We start from the raw sequence: 16,703 nt of genomic DNA on the forward strand, positions 1-16,703 counted from the left end.
TGAACACCCGCTTCTCCAGGGTCGTTCACCTCGAGAAGCGGGCGTAGACCCACTGAACGTGATCAACGACGGGGGACGCGGGCGGCGTCGACACGGGGTGCGGCCGGTGCCAGTCTGGACGGCGCACCCGATGTCGGGAGGGTCATCGTGCGGCAGACCGGGACTGGGGACTACCTCAAGGGCGCGCTGTGGGTGTACCCGACGGCGGCGGTGCTGCTGGCCCTGGTGACCGGCTCGGTGCTCAGCTCGATCACCATCCCGGACGGCTCACCGCTGGAACCCCTGGTGTTCAAGGGGACGGCAGCCGACGCGCGGGTGATGCTGATCGGCATCTCCGGCACGATGATGACGGTCATCGCCCTGGTGCTCGGCCTGACGCTGGTGGCCCTGCAGCTGTCGTCCACCCAGTTCTCGCCGCGGATCCTGCGCACCTTCCTGCGCGACCGGGTCAACCAGGTCGTGCTCAGCGTCTTCGTGGCGACCTTCGTCTACAGCACCGCTGGCCTCTACACCGTCGGCGTCGGCCGCGGCGCCACGACCGACGACTACCCGCGGCTGGCGGTCACCCTGGCCATCGCCCTGCTGGTGGCCAGCATGGTCGTGCTCGTCTACTTCGTGCACCACATCTCGCACGCCATCCAGATCGACCAGGTGATGGTCGGGGTGGAGACCAAGACGATGCGGGTCATCGAGCACGACCTGCCGACCGAGGGCGTCCGCGACCACGACCTGCCCGAGCCGCCGCCGTGGGCGGTGCCGGTGCCTGCGTACCGGTCGGGGTACGTCCAGACCTTGCAGCCGGCGCCGCTGCTGCGCGCCGCCCGCCTGCACGACCTCACCGCGTCGGTGGTGCCGATGGTCGGCGAGCACGTCCTCGCGGGCGAGCCGATGGTCTGGCTGTGGCGGGTCACCGCCGGCGACGCCGCGCCGGACGTCGCCGCGGTGCAGGACGCGGTGCACGAGTGCGTCCGGATCGGCTTCGAGCGCACGACCGAGCAGGACGTCGCCTTCGGCATGCGCCAGCTCGCGGACATCTCGGTCAAGGCGCTCTCGCCGGCGATCAACGACCCGTACACCGCGATCCAGTCGCTCGAGCACATCTCGGTGGTGCTCGCCACGCTGGCCGCGCGACCGTTGGGCAGCCAGGTGCTGGGCGACGACGGCCGGGACCGGGTCGTCCTGCACGGGCGGGACCTGGAGTACTACGTGGAGCTCGCCACCGGCCAGATCCGCCGCTACGGGCGGGACGAGCCGCGCGTCCTGCAGGCGTTGCTGCGCACCCTGCACCGGGCGGGGTACTTCTGCCGGGACGACGCCGGCCGCGACGTGGTGGCCCGGCACGTGCGGCTGGTGATCGAGGCGGCCCGGGACGGCGTCGTCCAGGCCACCGACCTGGCGCCCGTCGTCGCGCACGGCGAGGCCGTGCTGCGCGAGGTCACCCGCTGAGCGGCTGGCGCAGCCCGCTCGCCCGCCGGACCGGCCGGTCGACCGCGGCCCGGACGGCGGCCTCCGTGCCGACCACCCGAACCCGTTCTCTCGCACGCGTCACCGCGGTGTAGAACAGCTCGCGGGTCAGCAGCGGCGAGCTCACCGGCGGCAGCACCAGCGAGACGTGCTGGAACTGGCTGCCCTGACCGCGGTGCACCGTCATCGCGTAGACGGTCTCGACGCTGGGCAGCCGGTGCGGCCGGACGAGCAGCGGCTGGCTGGGGTCGCCGAACGCCGCGAGCACTCCCCCCTCGCCGTCCGCGACGACCACCCCGGTGTCGCCGTTGTAGAGGCCGCTGTCCCGGTCGTTGGCCGTGACGAGCAGCGGGCGGCCCGGGTACCAGACGCTGCCGGCCCAGGAGGCGTCCGGCCCAGGAGCCGCCCCCACCGCCTCGGCGACCCACTCCTCGACCTGGGCCGCCCAGAACGCGACACCGGCCCGACCCCGACGGTGCGCCAGCAGCAACCGGTGCTCGTCGAGCGCGTGCAACGCGCCCGCGACGTCACCGGCGCGGGCCGCCGCGACCAGTTCCACCCCAGCGGACTCCGCGTCCTGGCGGACCGCCGCGACCTCGGTCTGGTTCGGCCCCTCGCCCGCGGTCTCGACGAACGACACGGCCGCCGACCCGGACCGCAGCACCTCCAGGACCTGGTCGCCGTCGCCGGCCCGGACCGCAGCGGCGAGCCGACCGATGTCCGCGCCGTGCCGGTGCACCGTCTCCAGCCGGACGACGCCGCTGCGCAGCCGGGTCAGCGCGCCGGGGTCGGTCGGCAGGTCGGCCGGGACGACGGCCGCCAGGGTCGCCGGCAGCCCGTCCGCGACCGGGGGCCGGGCCACCAGGTCGCCGAGCACGGCCCCGGCCTCGACCGACGCGAGCTGGTCCGGGTCGCCGACCAGGACCAGCCGGGCCTGCGGCCGCAGCGCCTCCAGCAGCCGGGCCATCAGCGGCAGCGACACCATCGAGGTCTCGTCGACGATGACTACGTCGTGCGGCAGGTGGTGGTCGCGGTCGTGCTGGAAGCGGGTCGAGCTGCCGGGCCGCCAGCCGAGCAGCCGGTGGATCGTGGTGGCCTCGGGCTCGCCGACCCGGCGCCGGTCCTGCTCGTCCTCGAACCCCGCGACCTGGGCGCGTACGGCCTCCTGCAACCGGGCGGCGGCCTTGCCGGTCGGGGCGGCCAGCGCGATCCGCAGGTCCGGGCCGGCCACCGACTGCAGCACGGCCAGCAGCCGCGCCACCGTGGTCGTCTTGCCGGTGCCCGGGCCACCGGTCAGCACGGTGAGCCGGCTCGTCGCTGCCGCGGCCGCCCCCAGCCGCTGCCGGGCGTCGCCAGGCGAGGGGAAGAACCGGTGCGTCTCGTCGGCCAGCAGCCGGGAGCCGACGGTCAGCGGTCCGCTGCGCAGCCGCTCGTCCACCAGGGTGCGGACCGTCTGCTCGTGCCGCCAGTAGCGATCCAGGTAGAGCCGGCCGTCGACCCAGCGCACCGGTCGGTCCGCCGGCCCGTCCACCCCGCTCGCGACGAGCGGGCTGGCCGCGAGCGCCGTCCGCCACTGCGCGGGGTCGGGCCAGGGCAGGTCGTCGGTGAGCGTCGGCACGGTCGCGGTGTCGTCCTCGGCGGCCTCGTCGTCCTCGGCCTGCACGAGGGTCCGGACGTCGTCCAGGCTCACGCAGACCGATCCGGCGCGGACCTCCCGGACGGCGAGCGCCACGGCCAGCAGCACCTGCTCGTCGCTCTCGTGCGCCAGCACCCCGAGCCGACGGGCGACCTGCACGTCGGCGGCGGAGATCATCGAGGCAGCGTTGAAGGCGGCCAGCAAGGGGTCGGCCCGCAGCGCGGTGCGCGGTCCGAACGGGTCGCGGCTCACGACGTCCTCCCGTCGAGCAGGTCGGACAGGTCGAGCACCAGCGCGCTCGGCGGCCGCCAGGACAGGACCCCGGTTGGCGTCCCGTCGACGACCGGGGTGTTCGGCCCGCACATGCCGCGCACGAACAGGTACAACGCGCCGCCGAGGTACTCGTCCGGGTCGTAGCCTGGTTGGCGCCAGCGCAGGAAACGGTGCAGCGCAACGGAGTACAGCAGCAGCTGCAGCGGGTAGTGCGCAGCCATCATCGCCTCGGCCATGGCGTCCGGCCGGTAGTGCCAGGTGGTCAGCGGCTCGTCGACGGCGGCCAGCCGGTTGGTCTTGTAGTCCACGACGACGTAGCGCGGGCGCCCGTGCTCGTCCCGGATCCGCAGCACGGCGTCGATGCTGCCGGCCAGGTACCCGCGCAGCCGTCCGGTGCCGAGCCCGGCCGCGGCCAGTCGCCGTCCGTAGTCGGCGAAGGGGTCGTCCGGCGGCAGGTGGCGGTCGAGCAGGGTCGTCACGTCGGCCAGCGTCCCGCCGGTCGAGGCGGCGGAGCTGCTGGTGTCGCCGCCGGCCAGCGGGAGCTCGAAGTCCAGCTCGGCCAACCGGTCCGTGACCTCGAGGTCGCCGAGCGTCCGCCCGGGCGCCAGCGGACCCAGCGGGGTGTCGAGGACCAGCTCGAGCGCATCGGCCAGGGTCTGGGTGGACGCGTCGTCCAGCCGGGCGCTGCGCGCCTGCCGGATCCCGGCCACGATCGCGTCCGGGAGGTCACCGCGCGCCCGCGACGTGACCGGGTCGAGGTGCTCGAGCACCTCGTGCACGAGCGTGCCGAACGTGGCACCGCCCACCAGGTCCGCCATCGGGGAGGGCAGGTGCGCCCCGGCCGGCGAGTCGGACGACGAGTCGGACGCGGGACCGGTCGGCGGTACGTCGCTCTCGTCCTGGACGCCGGTGGCTTCCGGCTCGCTCGCGACACCAGGGCCGGCGTCGTGCGCTGCCGCAGTCAGGCCCGAGTACGACGTCCGCCGCCAGGTGAGGTCGAGGTGCCGGCGCAGCGAGCCGACGGACAGGGCGGCGTCCTCGACGGCCGGTGCTCGCCAGCGCACCAGCCGGGGCGCCGCGTCGACCTGCTCCACCTCGATCGTGCCCTGCGAGCCCTCGGCCAGGTCGGCGAGCTTCGCGACCACCTTCGGGTCGGCGGCCACCGTCACCCGGTCCGGTGGCTGCTGGCCGGATCCCCACTCCCCCAGCACCATCCGGCTCAGCGGCCCGCTGCCGGAGTTGCGGGAGGCCGCCCACCAGGCGACGACCTGCGAGCTCGCCCGGGTCAGCGCGACGTACAGAAGGCGCAGGTCCTCGCCGCGCTCCTCGGCCAGGTGCCGGTCGCGCGCGGCGGCGTAGTGCTGGTCCTCGGCGCCACCGATGTGCAGGACGCGGTGGCCGGCGCCGTCGTGGAAGCGCAGGACCGACGGGGTGGTCGCCTCGTACCGGTCCCAGCCGAACGGGACGTAGACCACCGGGAACTCCAGCCCCTTGCTGGCGTGCACGGTGACGACCTGCACGGCGGCCGCGTCCGTCTCGAGGCGGCGGCTGCGTTCCTCGGCGTAGTCCCCGGCCGCCTCGTCCACCCGCCGGCGCAGCCAGTCCGTGAGCGCGGCACCGCCCAGCCGGTCCTGCACCGCGGCGACGTGCATCGACTGGGCGACGTGCCGCAGGTCGGTGAGCGTCCGCTCCCCCGTCGTCGTGCGCATCAGGCGCTCCGCGAGGCCGTCCGCGGTGGTGGCCTCGAGCAGGGCGGCCACTCCGCGGTCGGTGAGCACCTGCGCCCACGACCGCACCCGGTCGGACAGCTCGTCGCGCTCCGCGTCGGACGCGTTCGCCAGCCGCGACGCGTCCCAGCCGATGAACGGGCTGAGCGCCAGCGCGGCGGTCCGCCCGGCGTGCCCCGGCTGCTCGACGGCGCGCAGCAGCGTGAGCCAGTCCCGCGCCGCCCGCGTGCCGAACACGCTGGACAGCCCCGACACCACCGCCGGTACGCCGACGGCGACCAGGGCCTGCTGGACGAGGGCGGCGTCGGCGTTGCGCTGGGTCAGCACCGCGACGTCCGCCGGCCGCAGCGGCCGCCAGCCGTCGCCGTCCGCCAACCGGGTCTGCTCGAGCTGGCGGACGACGTCCGCCGCCACGTCCTGCGCGATCAGCGCGCGCACCCGGTCGACCGGTGGGGTCTTCGTGCCGCTGAACCCGAACGCGGTGCGGGTGACGTGCCGCAGCCGCAGCGGGGCACCGCCGGCCAGCCGCCGCTCGACGTGGGCGGCCGTGACCGGCCGGACCAGGATCGCCTCGTCGCCGAGGGCGGCGCCGCCCATGACGTGCTCGAGCGCGCCCAGCAGTGGCGCGTCGCTGCGCCAGCTGCGGCCCAGCGTCGCCGCGTGGTCGGCGCTCGCCCGGGCCGCCAGGTACGCGACGACGTCGCCGCCGCGGAACGCGTAGATGGCCTGCTTCGGGTCGCCGATCAGGACGAGCGTGCGGTGCCCGTGGAACGCGGTGTGCAGGATCTGCCACTGCACGGGGTCGGTGTCCTGGAACTCGTCGACCAGCACCACCCGGTAGCGCGAGCGAACCCGCCCGGCCGCAGCCGGTCCGGTCTGCTCGTCGGCGAGCGCGTCGCGGAGCAGGACGAGCAGGTCGTCGTAGTCGATCAACCGCCGGGCCCGCTTGCGCTGGCGCACCTCCTGGACGACGTCCCGGGCGAACGCGTACCGGTGACCGGCGAGCGTGTCGGGCGGGGCGTAGCCGGGCTCGAGCCTGGCCTGCGGGTCACTGACGGCGGCGCGTGCGACGAGCCGGGCGTCGGCCACCGACAGGGCCGGCGCCGGGTTGGCGGCGAAGCGCTGCAGGTACCGGTCGTCGACCACCTCGTCCACCAGGTCGGCCAGGTCCGGCACCAGCACCGCGTCGGCGTCGACGTCACTGCTGACGCCCAGGGACGTGAGCATCTGCTGGCAGAACCCGTGCGTCGTGGCGATGGTGGCGGCGTCGAAGTCGGCCAGCGCGGCGGCCAGCCGGCGGCGGCGCACCGCCAGCTCGTCGTCGTCCACGTCGGCCAGGTGCCGCACCAGGTCGTCGTCGCTGCGTCGGGCGTCCGGGTCGCGCAGCGCGCGCTCGGCCGACACCAGGCGCTCGCGGACCCGGTCGCGCAGCTCCGACGTCGCGGCCCGGCCGAACGTGACCAGCAGCAGCTCGGGGAGCTCGGCGACCCCTTCGGCCACGTAGCGGGCCGCCAGGGCGGCGATGGTGAACGTCTTACCGGTGCCGGCGCTGGCCTCCAGAACTGTGGTGCCCGTGGGGAGATCGCCGCAGACGTCGAACACCGCGACCGGTTGGATCGGCCGGCCGGCGCGCTCGCCGGCGGGCTGGTCGGAGCTCACGGCTGGCTCGTCTCGTGGTCGAGCAGCGGCTGCCAGACCCGGCGGGCCAGGACCCCCAGCCGGCTGGAGTCCTGCGGCCACCACTTCTGCTCGGTCGGGTCCGGCGTCCCCAGCAGGTCGTCCAGCGCCGCACCCGGCCCCCAGCCGAGCTCGTGGTACTCGTCGCTCGCCTCGAACCCGCTCTTCCAGACGCGCCGGGCGTCCTCCAGCGCCTGCACCTCGGCGTCACCGGCGAACCGGCTCTGGGCGTACGCGAGCGCGGTGTCGACCGGCATCGGCAGGAGCTCGCGGGTGGCTCGCTCGCGCAGCCGCACCAGCTCCTCCAGCCGTTGCGCTGCCCACGCCGGGTCGGGAGTGCGCAGCCCCATCGCCGTCGAGCTGGCCGACCGACCGGCCGACCGGCCCACCGTGACCGCCCGCCACGCGCGATCTGGCTCCGAGGCGACCAGGGCGAGCAGCTGGACCCACGCGCGCAGCCGGTGCTTGCCGGACACCCGCGAGTAGACGCTGCGCAGCAGCACGTCGCCGTGCACGCCGGGCACCGACCCGCTGACCACGAAGCCGCCCGGCAGGTCGGCCCGGACGTCGACCACGCGCGCCTGCCCCGCCGCGTACCGGGCGGCCGCGTCGACGATCGGCTCGACCCGCTCGGCGACCTCCGCCAACGTGGCCCGCCCGAGCTCGCGCGGCGGGACGTGGCCTCGCCGCCACTCGGCCGCCACCGCGCGCCCCGGGTCGACGTCGGCCAGCCGGGCTCCCAGCAGCCGGTCCCCGACCGCCCACTTCTGCAGGCCGTCGAGCTCCAGCGGCAGCCGGTCCTCGACGTCCTCGTCGTCACCACTGAGCGACACCCTCAGCCGACGCCGCAGGAACCACTTCACCGGGTGCTCGAGCGCACGCACCAGGTCGTCCAGGTCGACCTGGTCCGGGCGCGGCTCGACCGGCAGGGGCCGCGACAGGAACGGCGCGGGGCCGACCCGCTCGCCACGCCCCGCCCGGGCGGCCTCGAACGCCACCGCGTCGAAGCTGAACGGCCCGGGGCGGTGCAGGGCGCCAGCGACGAAGTTGCGCTCGTCCACGACCTGCAGCGGGTGCCGGACGACGACGTGCTCGCGCACCGGGCGCCCGTCCGTGGCGGTGGCGGCGCCGTCCAGCGCGTCGAGCAGCTCGCTGACCGGGACCGCCGGCGGACGGGCCGCCCCCGTGCGCTGGTCGGCACCGGTGTAGAGGACCACGAGGTGGTCGGACGCGGCCGTCACCGCATCCAGGAACAGCTGACGGTCCTCGCTGCGGCGCTCCCGCTCGCCCAGGCACGGGTCGCGCAGCAGGACGTCGTCCCCGTCCGCCGACGTTCGCCGCGGGAACGCACCGTCGTCCAGACCCAGCAGGCAGACCACCCGGTGCGGCACGGCCCGCATGGGTTCGAGCGAGCACATGGTCAGGCCGCCGGTCCGGAACCCGGCACGGGTCGGCCGTCCCGCGAGCCGCCCGGCCAGCAGCGCGCGCACGTCGGGCAGCCGCAGCACGGTCTCACCGCGCTCGGTGGTGAGATCGGGCGACCACTGAGCGTCCGCCAGCACCTGGCGGGCCTGTACGAGCTGCCAGGCGTCCGCGGCAGCGACGTCCGCGAGCTGGTCGAGCGCGCCGTCCAGCAGGTCCAGCCACGTGCCGAGCGGATGGGTGCCGTCGAGGCTGGCGAGGACGCCGGTGAGCCGCTCGAGCAGCTCGGCCAGCCGTCCGGCCAGCTCGATGTCGTTGCTGTCCACGTCGTCCAGCGGCAACGCGGACCCGACGAAACGCTGGTCCTCGTCGGCCATCGCCGCGCCCAGCAGGATGCGGTCCAGCGCGGTGCCCCAGGTGCCCTGCCGCAGGTCCGGCAGGCCGAACCGGGCCCGGCGGTCCAGGTCCTCACCCCAGTGCACCCCCGCGTCGACGGCCCAGCCGGAGATGCGGTCCAGGTCGTCGTCGTCGAACCCGAACCGCCGCCGCACCGGCTCGCTGGCGGCCAGGTCCAGCACCTGCGACGCGGTGACCCGGTCGTCGGCCAGACCCAGCAGAGCGGCGAGCAGCGCGAGGACCGGGTTGGTCTGGCGCAGCGAGCGGTCGGCCAGCCGGACCCGCAACATCTGCCCGGGGTGCACGGCGGACCGCCCGTCCACCGGCTCGACCTCGGCCCCGAGCCCGAACGTGGCCGTGACCAGCGGGGCGAACGCCTCGATGTCCGGGCACATCACGACGACCTCACGCGGCTCCAGGGTGGCGTCGTCGGCGAACATCCCCACCAGCATCTCGCGCAGCACCTCGACCTGGCGGGCCCGGCCGTGGCAGGCCAGCACCTGGACGCTGCGGTCGCCGTCCGCGAGCGGGTGCGGCGCGGCGTCCGGGTCGTCGTCGCGCAGCCGCTGCTGCAGGGCCCCGAGCAGCGTGGGCCCGGTGGGAGGGGACGGGTGGTAGTGGTCGACGGTGGCGCCGGCGCGCAGCCGGGTCTGCAGCTCGCTCGCGTCGCGAGCCATGGACGCGAGCATCGGGTGGGCCGCGACGACCGGCTGGTCGCGACGCCGCCGGGCCGGGCCGTCGAGCCCGGACACGTTGCGCCACAACGCCGGTGACGGGTGCGGCAACCACAGGTGGACGTCGCGGTGCCGGCTGAGCGCGTCCAGCACCATCAGCTGGTCCTGCGGCAGCCGGGTGGCGCCGAACACCGAGAGCCGGGGCGCGAACGGCACCCGGTCCGGCGCGTCGGCGAGCAGCTGCACGGCCTCGGCGAGCCGCTCGGGCGGGCTCGCGACGTCGAGCCGGTCGCGCAGGCGGCGCCACAGCCGGGGCTGCCAGGCGAGGTCGGCCGGCACCGGTTGGCCGGTGCCGTCCTCGTCGGCCCCTGCCGCCCAGGCCAGGACGAGCTCGGGGCGCTGCGCGCCGTAGCTGGTGAACAGCGAAGCCAGGTGCTGGGCCAGGGCGAGCCGGCGGCCCCGGCGCACGTCGTCGTCGTCGGTGGTGGACGGGCCGAGCCCGAGGTGTCGGGCCAGCACGGCCGCCCACGGTTCCTCGGCGACCGCGTCGACGACCTCGAGCAGCGCCCAGGTGAGGCTGTCGTACCGCCAGGGGTCGTCGTCCGGTTCCAGCCCCAGGGTCGCGGACAGCGCGCCCGCCACCAGCCGGGACGGCGACCCGAACCCGATGTTGGCGCACACGCCGTCCTGCTCGCCGGGTGCGGCGCCGAGGCGGTGGGAGAGCCGTTGGGCGAGCCAGCGCTCCACGCCGCGGGTGGGGACGGCGACGACGTCCGGCGCGAACGGGTCGTCGAGGGGGGTGGCGAGCACACCGGCCAGCGGTTCGACGAGCGCGTCGGCGCGCTCCGAGCGGTGCACGTGCAGCACGCAACCCCTCCGTCCTCGCGGTTCGCCACGCATCGTCCAGCCAGAACCCTATGCCGGGGCAGCGACATCCCGGCCGGCCGCGCGGCTCGCTAGCGGTACGCGGACAGGAACCGGTCGCGGAAGGTGTCCATCGGCCAGACCGGTGCGGACGGGCTCGGCCGCAGGCCCGGCTGCCACCCCCAGGACGCGACCCGGTCCAGCACGGCGGGGTCACGGGCGATGATCGAGACCGGGACGTCGTGCCCGGCCCGCGCGCCGGACACGATGGATGCCGGCTGGTGGTCGCCCAGCACCACGAGCACCAGGTCGTCGTCGCCCGAGCCGGCCACGAACGAGGTGAGCGCGTCCAGCGAGTAGGCGATCGACGTCGCGTAGGCCGCCCGGACCTTGGCGACGTCGGGCCACACGTCCCCCGGAGCCTGACCCTGGGCGGGCATGCCGTCGTACACCGACCCGTCACCCACGGCGTCCGGGTCGACCATCCGTGGCACCGGCGCCCACGGCGTGTGGCTGGACACGAGGTCGATCTCGGCCATCACCGGCGGCCGCGGCCGCCCGGTCAGCTCGAGGTGCCGGAAGGCCGCGAGCGTGTACTGGTCAGGCATCGAGGCGTAGCTGAACGACGGGCCCCGGTACCCCACGTTGCGGGCGTCGTACAGCTGGTCGTAGCGGTAGAAGGACCGGCCCGGCGGCCAGTCCTGCCGGTTGGAGGGGACGTCGCTGACCGTCCGCCAGCCGGCCCGGCCGAACGCCTGGCTCAGCGTGAAGCGGTCGCCCGCGACGAGGTCGTCGTACCTTCGCTGGCTGTCCACCCAGGTCCCCGACTGCAGGGTGGAGTGCGCGAGCCAGCTGATCCCGCCGAAGGTCGGCGAGGTCAGGAACGCGCTCGCCGAGGCGTACCCGGATGCCTGCAGTCGCTGTGTGCCGGCGTCCAGCGCCCCGACCACCCCGGACGTCGGTCCCGGACCTTCCAGCGCCGCACGGCCGTAGCTCTCCACGAAGACGAGCAGGACGTCCTTGCCGCGCAGTCCGGTCAGCAGCCGGTCGGCCGGGGTGTCCCGGAAGGCGTCGACCCTGGCCTCCCGGGCGAACTGCTCGCGGTCGCGCCGGTCGGCGCGGACCAGGCGGACCTGGTCCACGGCCAGCCCGGCCGCGCCGGTCGAAGCCACCGGGACGCCAGGGGCCGCCTGCAACCCGAGGGCGGCCGCCAGCGTCCAGCCCACGCCGAGCACCGACACGACGGCCGCCGTGCCGGCCCGGCGGCGCGCGGCCAGGGTGGTGAGACGCAGCACCGACAGCGGCATCAGGACGAGGACCCCGCCGGCCAGGACGAGCGCGGCCACCGCGACGGCGACGCCCTGCGCGGCGCCGAGCGAGTCGCGCAGCAGGCCCGTCGCCGAGCCCAGGTAGCGCCAGTCCGTCAGCGGGTCGAACGGCCGGCCGACGGCGGTGGTCGAGCCCAGGTCGAGCAGCTTGAGCACGGTGAGCAGCCCGAGCAGGCCGCCGACGCCCACGGCCATCGCCGCCCGGAGCCGGTCCGGCAGCGCCACGGCGAGCCCGGCGACGACGAGGACGTCCAGCGGCAGCCGCAGGTACCCGCCGGCGGCCGAGGGCGCACTGGCCGGCCCGGCCACCGCGAACCACACCAGCACCACGGCTGTCCCGGTCGCGGCGACCGCGAGGGGCGCGCGGCCCCGGACGCGGCGCGCGACGTCCGGGCTGGGGTCGCGGTGCCGCCACAACCACCACGCCTCGGTGCCGAACGACCAGGCCAGCAGCGCGAGCGCCGTCGCCAGCACGACCGACAGCAGCGCGGCGGGCAGCACGCCGGATGCCGCAGCCACGAGCACGATCCCCTGGACGGCGGCCACCACCTTGCGCCAGGAGCGCGCCGGGGCGCCTGCCCGCAGCCAGGGCATGGCCCAGCTCGCCGCCACGAGCACGTACCGGGCCAAGCCGATCGCCAGCACCCACCAGCCGGCCACGGGCGCGAGGTAGCCGGCGAGCACCAGGATCAAGAACGCGTCCGCCTCCATGTCGAAGCGGGCGCCGACGGCCGACACCGTGCCGGTGCGTCGGGCGACCCTGCCGTCCACGGCGTCGAGCGCCAACGCGACCACCGCCAGCCCGACGATCGCGGCCGCCGGCGGCGCCGGCGTCGTCCGGCTGAACGAGGTCACCACGAGGGCCGCGACCCCGCAGGCGAGCGTGGCCCGCCCCAGCGTCACGGCGTTCGCCGCCCCCAGCCTCGTCCCACTCGCGCCGATCAGGCCGGCGCGGACCAGGGACCGCACCAGCAGCACGTCCAGCCCCACGAGGCACGTCAGGCCGGCCGCCCAGCCCCCGGCACTCAGCCCGGCCGTCGCCGCGAGCCCCGCCAGCAGTCCGAGCTGCAGGGCCGGCGCACCGACGACCCTGCCCCGCTGGACCGCTCGCAGGTGAACCACACGCACCGCGCCTCCGTGACGTTGCTGTACGACCAGGAAACGGGAGGTTCCATGGTTCGGTTCACCGAGGCGACGGCGTTCTGGGTGAGCGCGCCGGGAGTCGGCGAGCTGCGCGCCGAGCCGCTGCGAGAGCCGGGCCCGGGCGAGGTGCTGGTCCGGACGCTGCACACCGGTGTCAGTCGCGGCACCGAGTCACTGGTCTTCCGCGGTGGTGTGCCGACCAGCCAGCACCAGATCATGCGCGCGCCGTTCCAGGACGGCGACTTCCCGGCACCGGTGAAGTACGGCTACCTGAACGTCGGCACCGTCGTCCGCGGCCCCGGCGAGCTGACCGGCCGCACCGTCTTCTGCCTGTACCCGCACCAGGACGCGTACGTCGTGCCGGCGACCGCGGTCGTCGTGGTGCCGGACGGCGTTCCCCCGGCCCGCGCGGTGCTGGCCGGGACGGTCGAGACCGCGGTGAACGCGCTCTGGGACTGCGGGCCGCTGCTGGGCGACCGGGTCACCGTGGTCGGCGCGGGCATGGTGGGCTGCTGCGTGGCGCGGCTGCTCAGCCGGTTCCCGCAGGTCGAGGTGACGTTGGTGGACGTGGACCCGGGCCGCGCGCCCGTCGCGGACGCCCTGGGGGTCCGGTTCGCGCTCCCCGGAGAGTCGGACGGCGGCCAGGACCTTGTCGTGCACACCAGCGCGACCTCTGCCGGCCTGCAGACCTCGTTGGACCTGCTCGCCGCCGAGGCCACCGTGCTGGACCTCAGCTGGTACGGCGACCGTCCGGTGCAGCTGTCCCTGGGCGGGGCGTTCCACTCCGGGCGGCTGGCGGTCCGGGCCAGCCAGGTCGGAGTGGTCGCGGCGTCCCGGCGAGGGCGGCGGACGACGTCCGACCGGCTGCGGCTGGCGCTGGACCTGCTGCGGGACACCGCCTTCGACGCCCTGCTGACCGGCGCCTCGCCCTTCACGGAGCTGCCCGCACTGATGCCCCGACTGGCCGGCGGGGAGCTGAAGGCGTTGTGCCACAGCATCACCTACCGCGAGGGGGAGGTCGCATGTTCAGCGTGACCGTCCGCGACCACATGATGGTCGCGCACAGCTTCACCGGCGAGGTCTTCGGCCCGGCGCAACGCCTGCACGGCGCGACGTTCGTCGTTGACGCGACGTTCCGCGGGGCAACGCTGGACGCCGACGGCATCGTCGTCGACATCGGGCGGGCCGCGCAGTCGCTGCACTCGGTGCTGGAGCAGCTGACCTACCGGAACCTGGACGACGAGCCGGACTTCACCGGCGTGAACACCTCGACCGAGGTGCTGGCCCAGGCAGTCGCCGACCGGCTCGCCCAGCGCGTGCACGCCGGCGAGCTGGGCGAGGCGGCCCGCGACCTGGCGGGGATCACCGTCACGCTGCACGAGTCGCACGTGGCCTGGGCGAGCTATGAGCGGGCGCTGTGAGGACGGTGCACGTCGTCGTCCCCGACGGCCTTGACGACCCCGCCGAGCCGAGCGGTGGCAACCGCTACGACCGCCGGGTGTGCCAGGGACTGGCGGCGACCGGCTGGTCCGTGGTCGAGTGCCCGGTCGCCGCCCCGGCTGCGCTGAGCGGCCGGCTCGCTGCCATCCCGGACGGCGGCCTCGTGCTCGTCGACGGCCTGATCGGCAGCACCGCGGCGGACTCCGTTCTGGCAGCGGCGAACCGGCTCCGACTGGTGCTCCTCGTACACCTGCCGCTGGGGGTCGACCCAACCGCTCCCCCGGACGTCCGGACCGGCGAGTGCGCAGCACTCGCCGCGGCCACCGCGGTCGTGGCGACCAGCGAGTGGACCCGCGCCTGGCTGGTGCGCGAGTACGCCCTGGACCCTGGCCAGGTGCGGGTGGCCAGGCCCGGCGTCGATCCCGCCGAACGCGCACCCGGGACGCCGGGCGGCGGCCACCTGCTCTGCGTCGGGGCGGTGACCCCCGGCAAGGGCCTCGACGTCCTGGTCGAGGCCCTCGACGGGATCGTCGACCTCAGCTGGCAGTGCACGGTCGCCGGCAGTCTGACCCGGGACCCGGCGTTCGCCGCGCGCGTCCGGCGCCGGGCCCAGGGGGACGGCAGCGAGGGACGGGTGACGTGGGCCGGGCCACTGGACGACGCCGGGCTCGTCACCGCCTACGCCGCAGCGGACCTGCTGGTCGTCGCCTCGCGCGCAGAGACCTACGGCATGGTCGTCACGGAAGCGCTGTCTCGCGCCCTGCCCGTGGTCGCGACGGACGTCGGGGGTCTGCCCGACACCCTCGGCCACGCGGCCGACGGTGCACGGCCCGGCGTGCTCGTCCCGCCCGACGACCCCGGCGCCCTCGCGCGAGCCCTGCGGCAGTGGCTCACCGAGCCACGACTGCGCGACCAGCTGCGGCTCAACGCCCTCGACCGGCGCACCCGGCTGACCGGCTGGGACGACACCACCGACGAGATCACCCGCCTGCTTCTCTCGGTCGGCCGTTCCGAGCGGGTCCTGCGATGAGCCGCACCGCTGGGCGGTGGCTGCGGGTAGCCGGCGGCGCGGCGATCCTCGCCGCCCTCCTCTGGCAGGTCGGCGCCGGCCCGTTCGTCGACGGCCTGCGAACCGTGGACGCGCGAGCACTGGCCGTCGCCCTCGCGATCGGCGCGATCACCACGGCGTGCTGCGCCTGGCGGTGGACGCTGGTCGCCCACGGGCACGGCATCCACGTGCCCTTCCGCGCCGCGGCCCCGGCCTACTACCGCTCGCAGTTCCTCAACGCGACGCTGCCCGGGGGTGTCCTCGGCGACGTGGAACGCGCCGTCCGGCACGGGCGGGCGGTGGCGGCCATCGGGCGCAGCACCCGTGCCGTGGTGTGGGAACGCACTGCCGGGCAAGGTGTCCAGCTCGCCCTGGCGGTCGGCGTCCTGCTCCTGGCTCCGTCGGTCCTGCGACCGCACGTCCCGGTCCCGGCCCGCGGGCTCGCGGTGGGGGCGGCCGTCGTCCTGGCCCTCGCGGTGTGCGCCGCAGCCACCCGAACGCGGGCCGCCCGGGCGGCCGCTGTCGTGGCCCTCACCTCCACCGTGGCGGTCGGCGGTCACGTGGCGGTGTTCCTGGTCGCGGCCCGCACCGCGGGCTCGCAGGCGCCGGTGAGCCAGCTGCTGCCGCTCGCCCTGGTGGTGCTGGTCGCCATGGGCATCCCGCTCAACGTCGCCGGGTGGGGCCCGCGCGAGGGGGTTGCCGCCTGGGCGTTCGCCGCCGCCGGACTCGGTGCGGCACAAGGGATCTCGACGGCCGTGGTGTACGGCGTGATGGCCCTCGTCGCCAGCCTGCCGGGCCTGCTGGTGCTGCTCGTCGACGGCCTGCGGGGCCGGGCCGCCGCTCTTCCCAGCCTGCCGGAGGCGGTCCATGGCTGAGCGTCCGTACACGGTGCTGAGCTGCGGCATGTCGGTCGACGGCTACCTCGACGACGCCACGGGTGAACGCCTGGTGCTGTCCAACGACGCGGACCTGGACCGGGTCGACGAGGTGCGGGCCGGCTGCGACGCGATCCTGGTCGGCGCCGCCACCCTGCGCACGGACGACCCACGACTGCTGGTGCGCAACGCCTCTCGGCGCGCGGGCAGGGTCGCGCGAGGCCTGCCCGCGTCGCCCACCAAGGTGACGGTGTCCCGCGGCGGGCAGCTCGACCCGTGCCGGGCCTTCTTCCGCCTCGGGGACACCGAGAAGCTCGTCTACTGCGCGAGCCAGGGCCTCGCCCTGGCGCACGACCGGGTCGGGCCCGTCGCGACGGTGGTGGACGCCGGTTCGCCGGTGGACCTGGCCTGGGTGAGCCAGGACCTGCACGCCCGTGGCGTCCGGCGGCTGCTCGTCGAGGGCGGCGGCACCGTACACACCCAGTTCCTCACCGGCGACCTGGCGGACGAGCTGCAGCTCGTCGTCGCGCCCCTGTTCGTCGGCGACTCGCGCGCGCACCGGTTCGTCGGTGACGGGAAGTTCCCCTGGCACCGCGACCGCCGGGCCGCGCTGGCCGACGTGCGGCGCATCGGGGACGTCGTGATGCTGCGGTACGCGCTCTCCGACCGCTTCGAGCTGGACTGAGGAGGTCCCGTGCCCCAACTCCTACCGGTCGCGACCATCCGCACCGAGGTG

At 75.5% G+C, this 16,703-nt stretch carries 10 protein-coding genes; 6 read left to right on the forward strand and 4 right to left on the reverse strand.

Annotated elements, in window-relative coordinates; translation table 11 throughout:
- Positions 1–147: 147 nt before the first annotated feature.
- Complete coding sequence (locus ABEB17_RS02070) at positions 148–1,446, forward strand: DUF2254 domain-containing protein (protein ID WP_345714892.1); 1,299 nt, start codon at positions 148–150, stop codon at positions 1,444–1,446.
- Here ABEB17_RS02070 and recD read toward each other — a convergent pair.
- The 4 genes from recD to ABEB17_RS02090 form a co-directional block, all read right to left on the reverse strand.
- The gene (gene recD / locus ABEB17_RS02075) at positions 1,436–3,352 is read right to left on the reverse strand and encodes an exodeoxyribonuclease V subunit alpha (protein WP_345714893.1); all 1,917 of its coding nucleotides are present in this window, start codon (positions 3,350–3,352) and stop codon (positions 1,436–1,438) included. The two genes, ABEB17_RS02070 and recD, sit on opposite strands and share 11 nt — an antisense overlap.
- Positions 3,349–6,759 carry a UvrD-helicase domain-containing protein gene (locus ABEB17_RS02080; RefSeq protein ID WP_345714894.1) on the reverse strand — a complete coding sequence of 1,137 codons (3,411 nt, stop codon included), beginning with the start codon at positions 6,757–6,759 and terminating at the stop codon, positions 3,349–3,351. Before ABEB17_RS02080 ends, recD begins: the two co-directional genes overlap by 4 nt.
- On the reverse strand, positions 6,756–10,136 hold the full coding sequence (gene recC / locus ABEB17_RS02085) for an exodeoxyribonuclease V subunit gamma (protein WP_345714895.1): 3,381 nt from the start codon (positions 10,134–10,136) through the stop codon (positions 6,756–6,758). Before recC ends, ABEB17_RS02080 begins: the two co-directional genes overlap by 4 nt.
- Positions 10,137–10,225: 89 nt before the next feature.
- Positions 10,226–12,589, reverse strand: coding sequence for a CDP-alcohol phosphatidyltransferase family protein (locus tag ABEB17_RS02090; RefSeq protein ID WP_345714896.1), 2,364 nt, complete (start codon positions 12,587–12,589; stop codon positions 10,226–10,228).
- A 45-nt stretch (positions 12,590–12,634) separates the two neighbouring features.
- Between ABEB17_RS02090 and ABEB17_RS02095 the strand changes: the two genes are divergently transcribed.
- From ABEB17_RS02095 to ABEB17_RS02115, 5 genes are read left to right on the forward strand one after another with little or no spacing between them, the layout of a single operon-like run.
- Positions 12,635–13,639 (forward strand): zinc-dependent alcohol dehydrogenase, encoded by a 1,005-nt coding sequence (locus ABEB17_RS02095; RefSeq protein ID WP_345714898.1) that lies wholly within the window; start codon positions 12,635–12,637, stop codon positions 13,637–13,639.
- Positions 13,627–14,025 carry a 6-pyruvoyl trahydropterin synthase family protein gene (locus ABEB17_RS02100; protein ID WP_345714899.1) on the forward strand — a complete coding sequence of 133 codons (399 nt, stop codon included), beginning with the start codon at positions 13,627–13,629 and terminating at the stop codon, positions 14,023–14,025. The genes ABEB17_RS02095 and ABEB17_RS02100 overlap by 13 nt, the downstream gene beginning before the upstream one ends.
- The gene (locus tag ABEB17_RS02105; protein ID WP_345714900.1) at positions 14,022–15,074 is read left to right on the forward strand and encodes a glycosyltransferase family 4 protein; all 1,053 of its coding nucleotides are present in this window, start codon (positions 14,022–14,024) and stop codon (positions 15,072–15,074) included. Before ABEB17_RS02100 ends, ABEB17_RS02105 begins: the two co-directional genes overlap by 4 nt.
- Positions 15,071–15,967, forward strand: a complete 897-nt coding sequence (locus tag ABEB17_RS02110) for a lysylphosphatidylglycerol synthase domain-containing protein (protein ID WP_345714901.1) — start codon at positions 15,071–15,073, stop codon at positions 15,965–15,967. Before ABEB17_RS02105 ends, ABEB17_RS02110 begins: the two co-directional genes overlap by 4 nt.
- The gene (locus ABEB17_RS02115) at positions 15,960–16,652 is read left to right on the forward strand and encodes a RibD family protein (protein ID WP_345714902.1); all 693 of its coding nucleotides are present in this window, start codon (positions 15,960–15,962) and stop codon (positions 16,650–16,652) included. Before ABEB17_RS02110 ends, ABEB17_RS02115 begins: the two co-directional genes overlap by 8 nt.
- Positions 16,653–16,703 lie beyond the last annotated feature (51 nt).

This window comes from Angustibacter luteus, from assembly GCF_039541115.1.
Classification (GTDB): Bacteria; Actinomycetota; Actinomycetes; order Actinomycetales; family Angustibacteraceae; genus Angustibacter; species Angustibacter luteus.

What these genes read in the sequence shown, in the direction of transcription:
- ABEB17_RS02095 (WP_345714898.1), top strand. Translation starts at nt 12,635, where the DNA reads ATGGTTCGGTTCACCGAGGCGACGGCGTTCTGGGTGAGCGCGCCGGGA.
- ABEB17_RS02100 (WP_345714899.1), top strand. Translation starts at nt 13,627, where the DNA reads ATGTTCAGCGTGACCGTCCGCGACCACATGATGGTCGCGCACAGCTTC.
- ABEB17_RS02110 (WP_345714901.1), top strand. Translation starts at nt 15,071, where the DNA reads ATGAGCCGCACCGCTGGGCGGTGGCTGCGGGTAGCCGGCGGCGCGGCG.
- ABEB17_RS02115 (WP_345714902.1), top strand. Translation starts at nt 15,960, where the DNA reads ATGGCTGAGCGTCCGTACACGGTGCTGAGCTGCGGCATGTCGGTCGAC.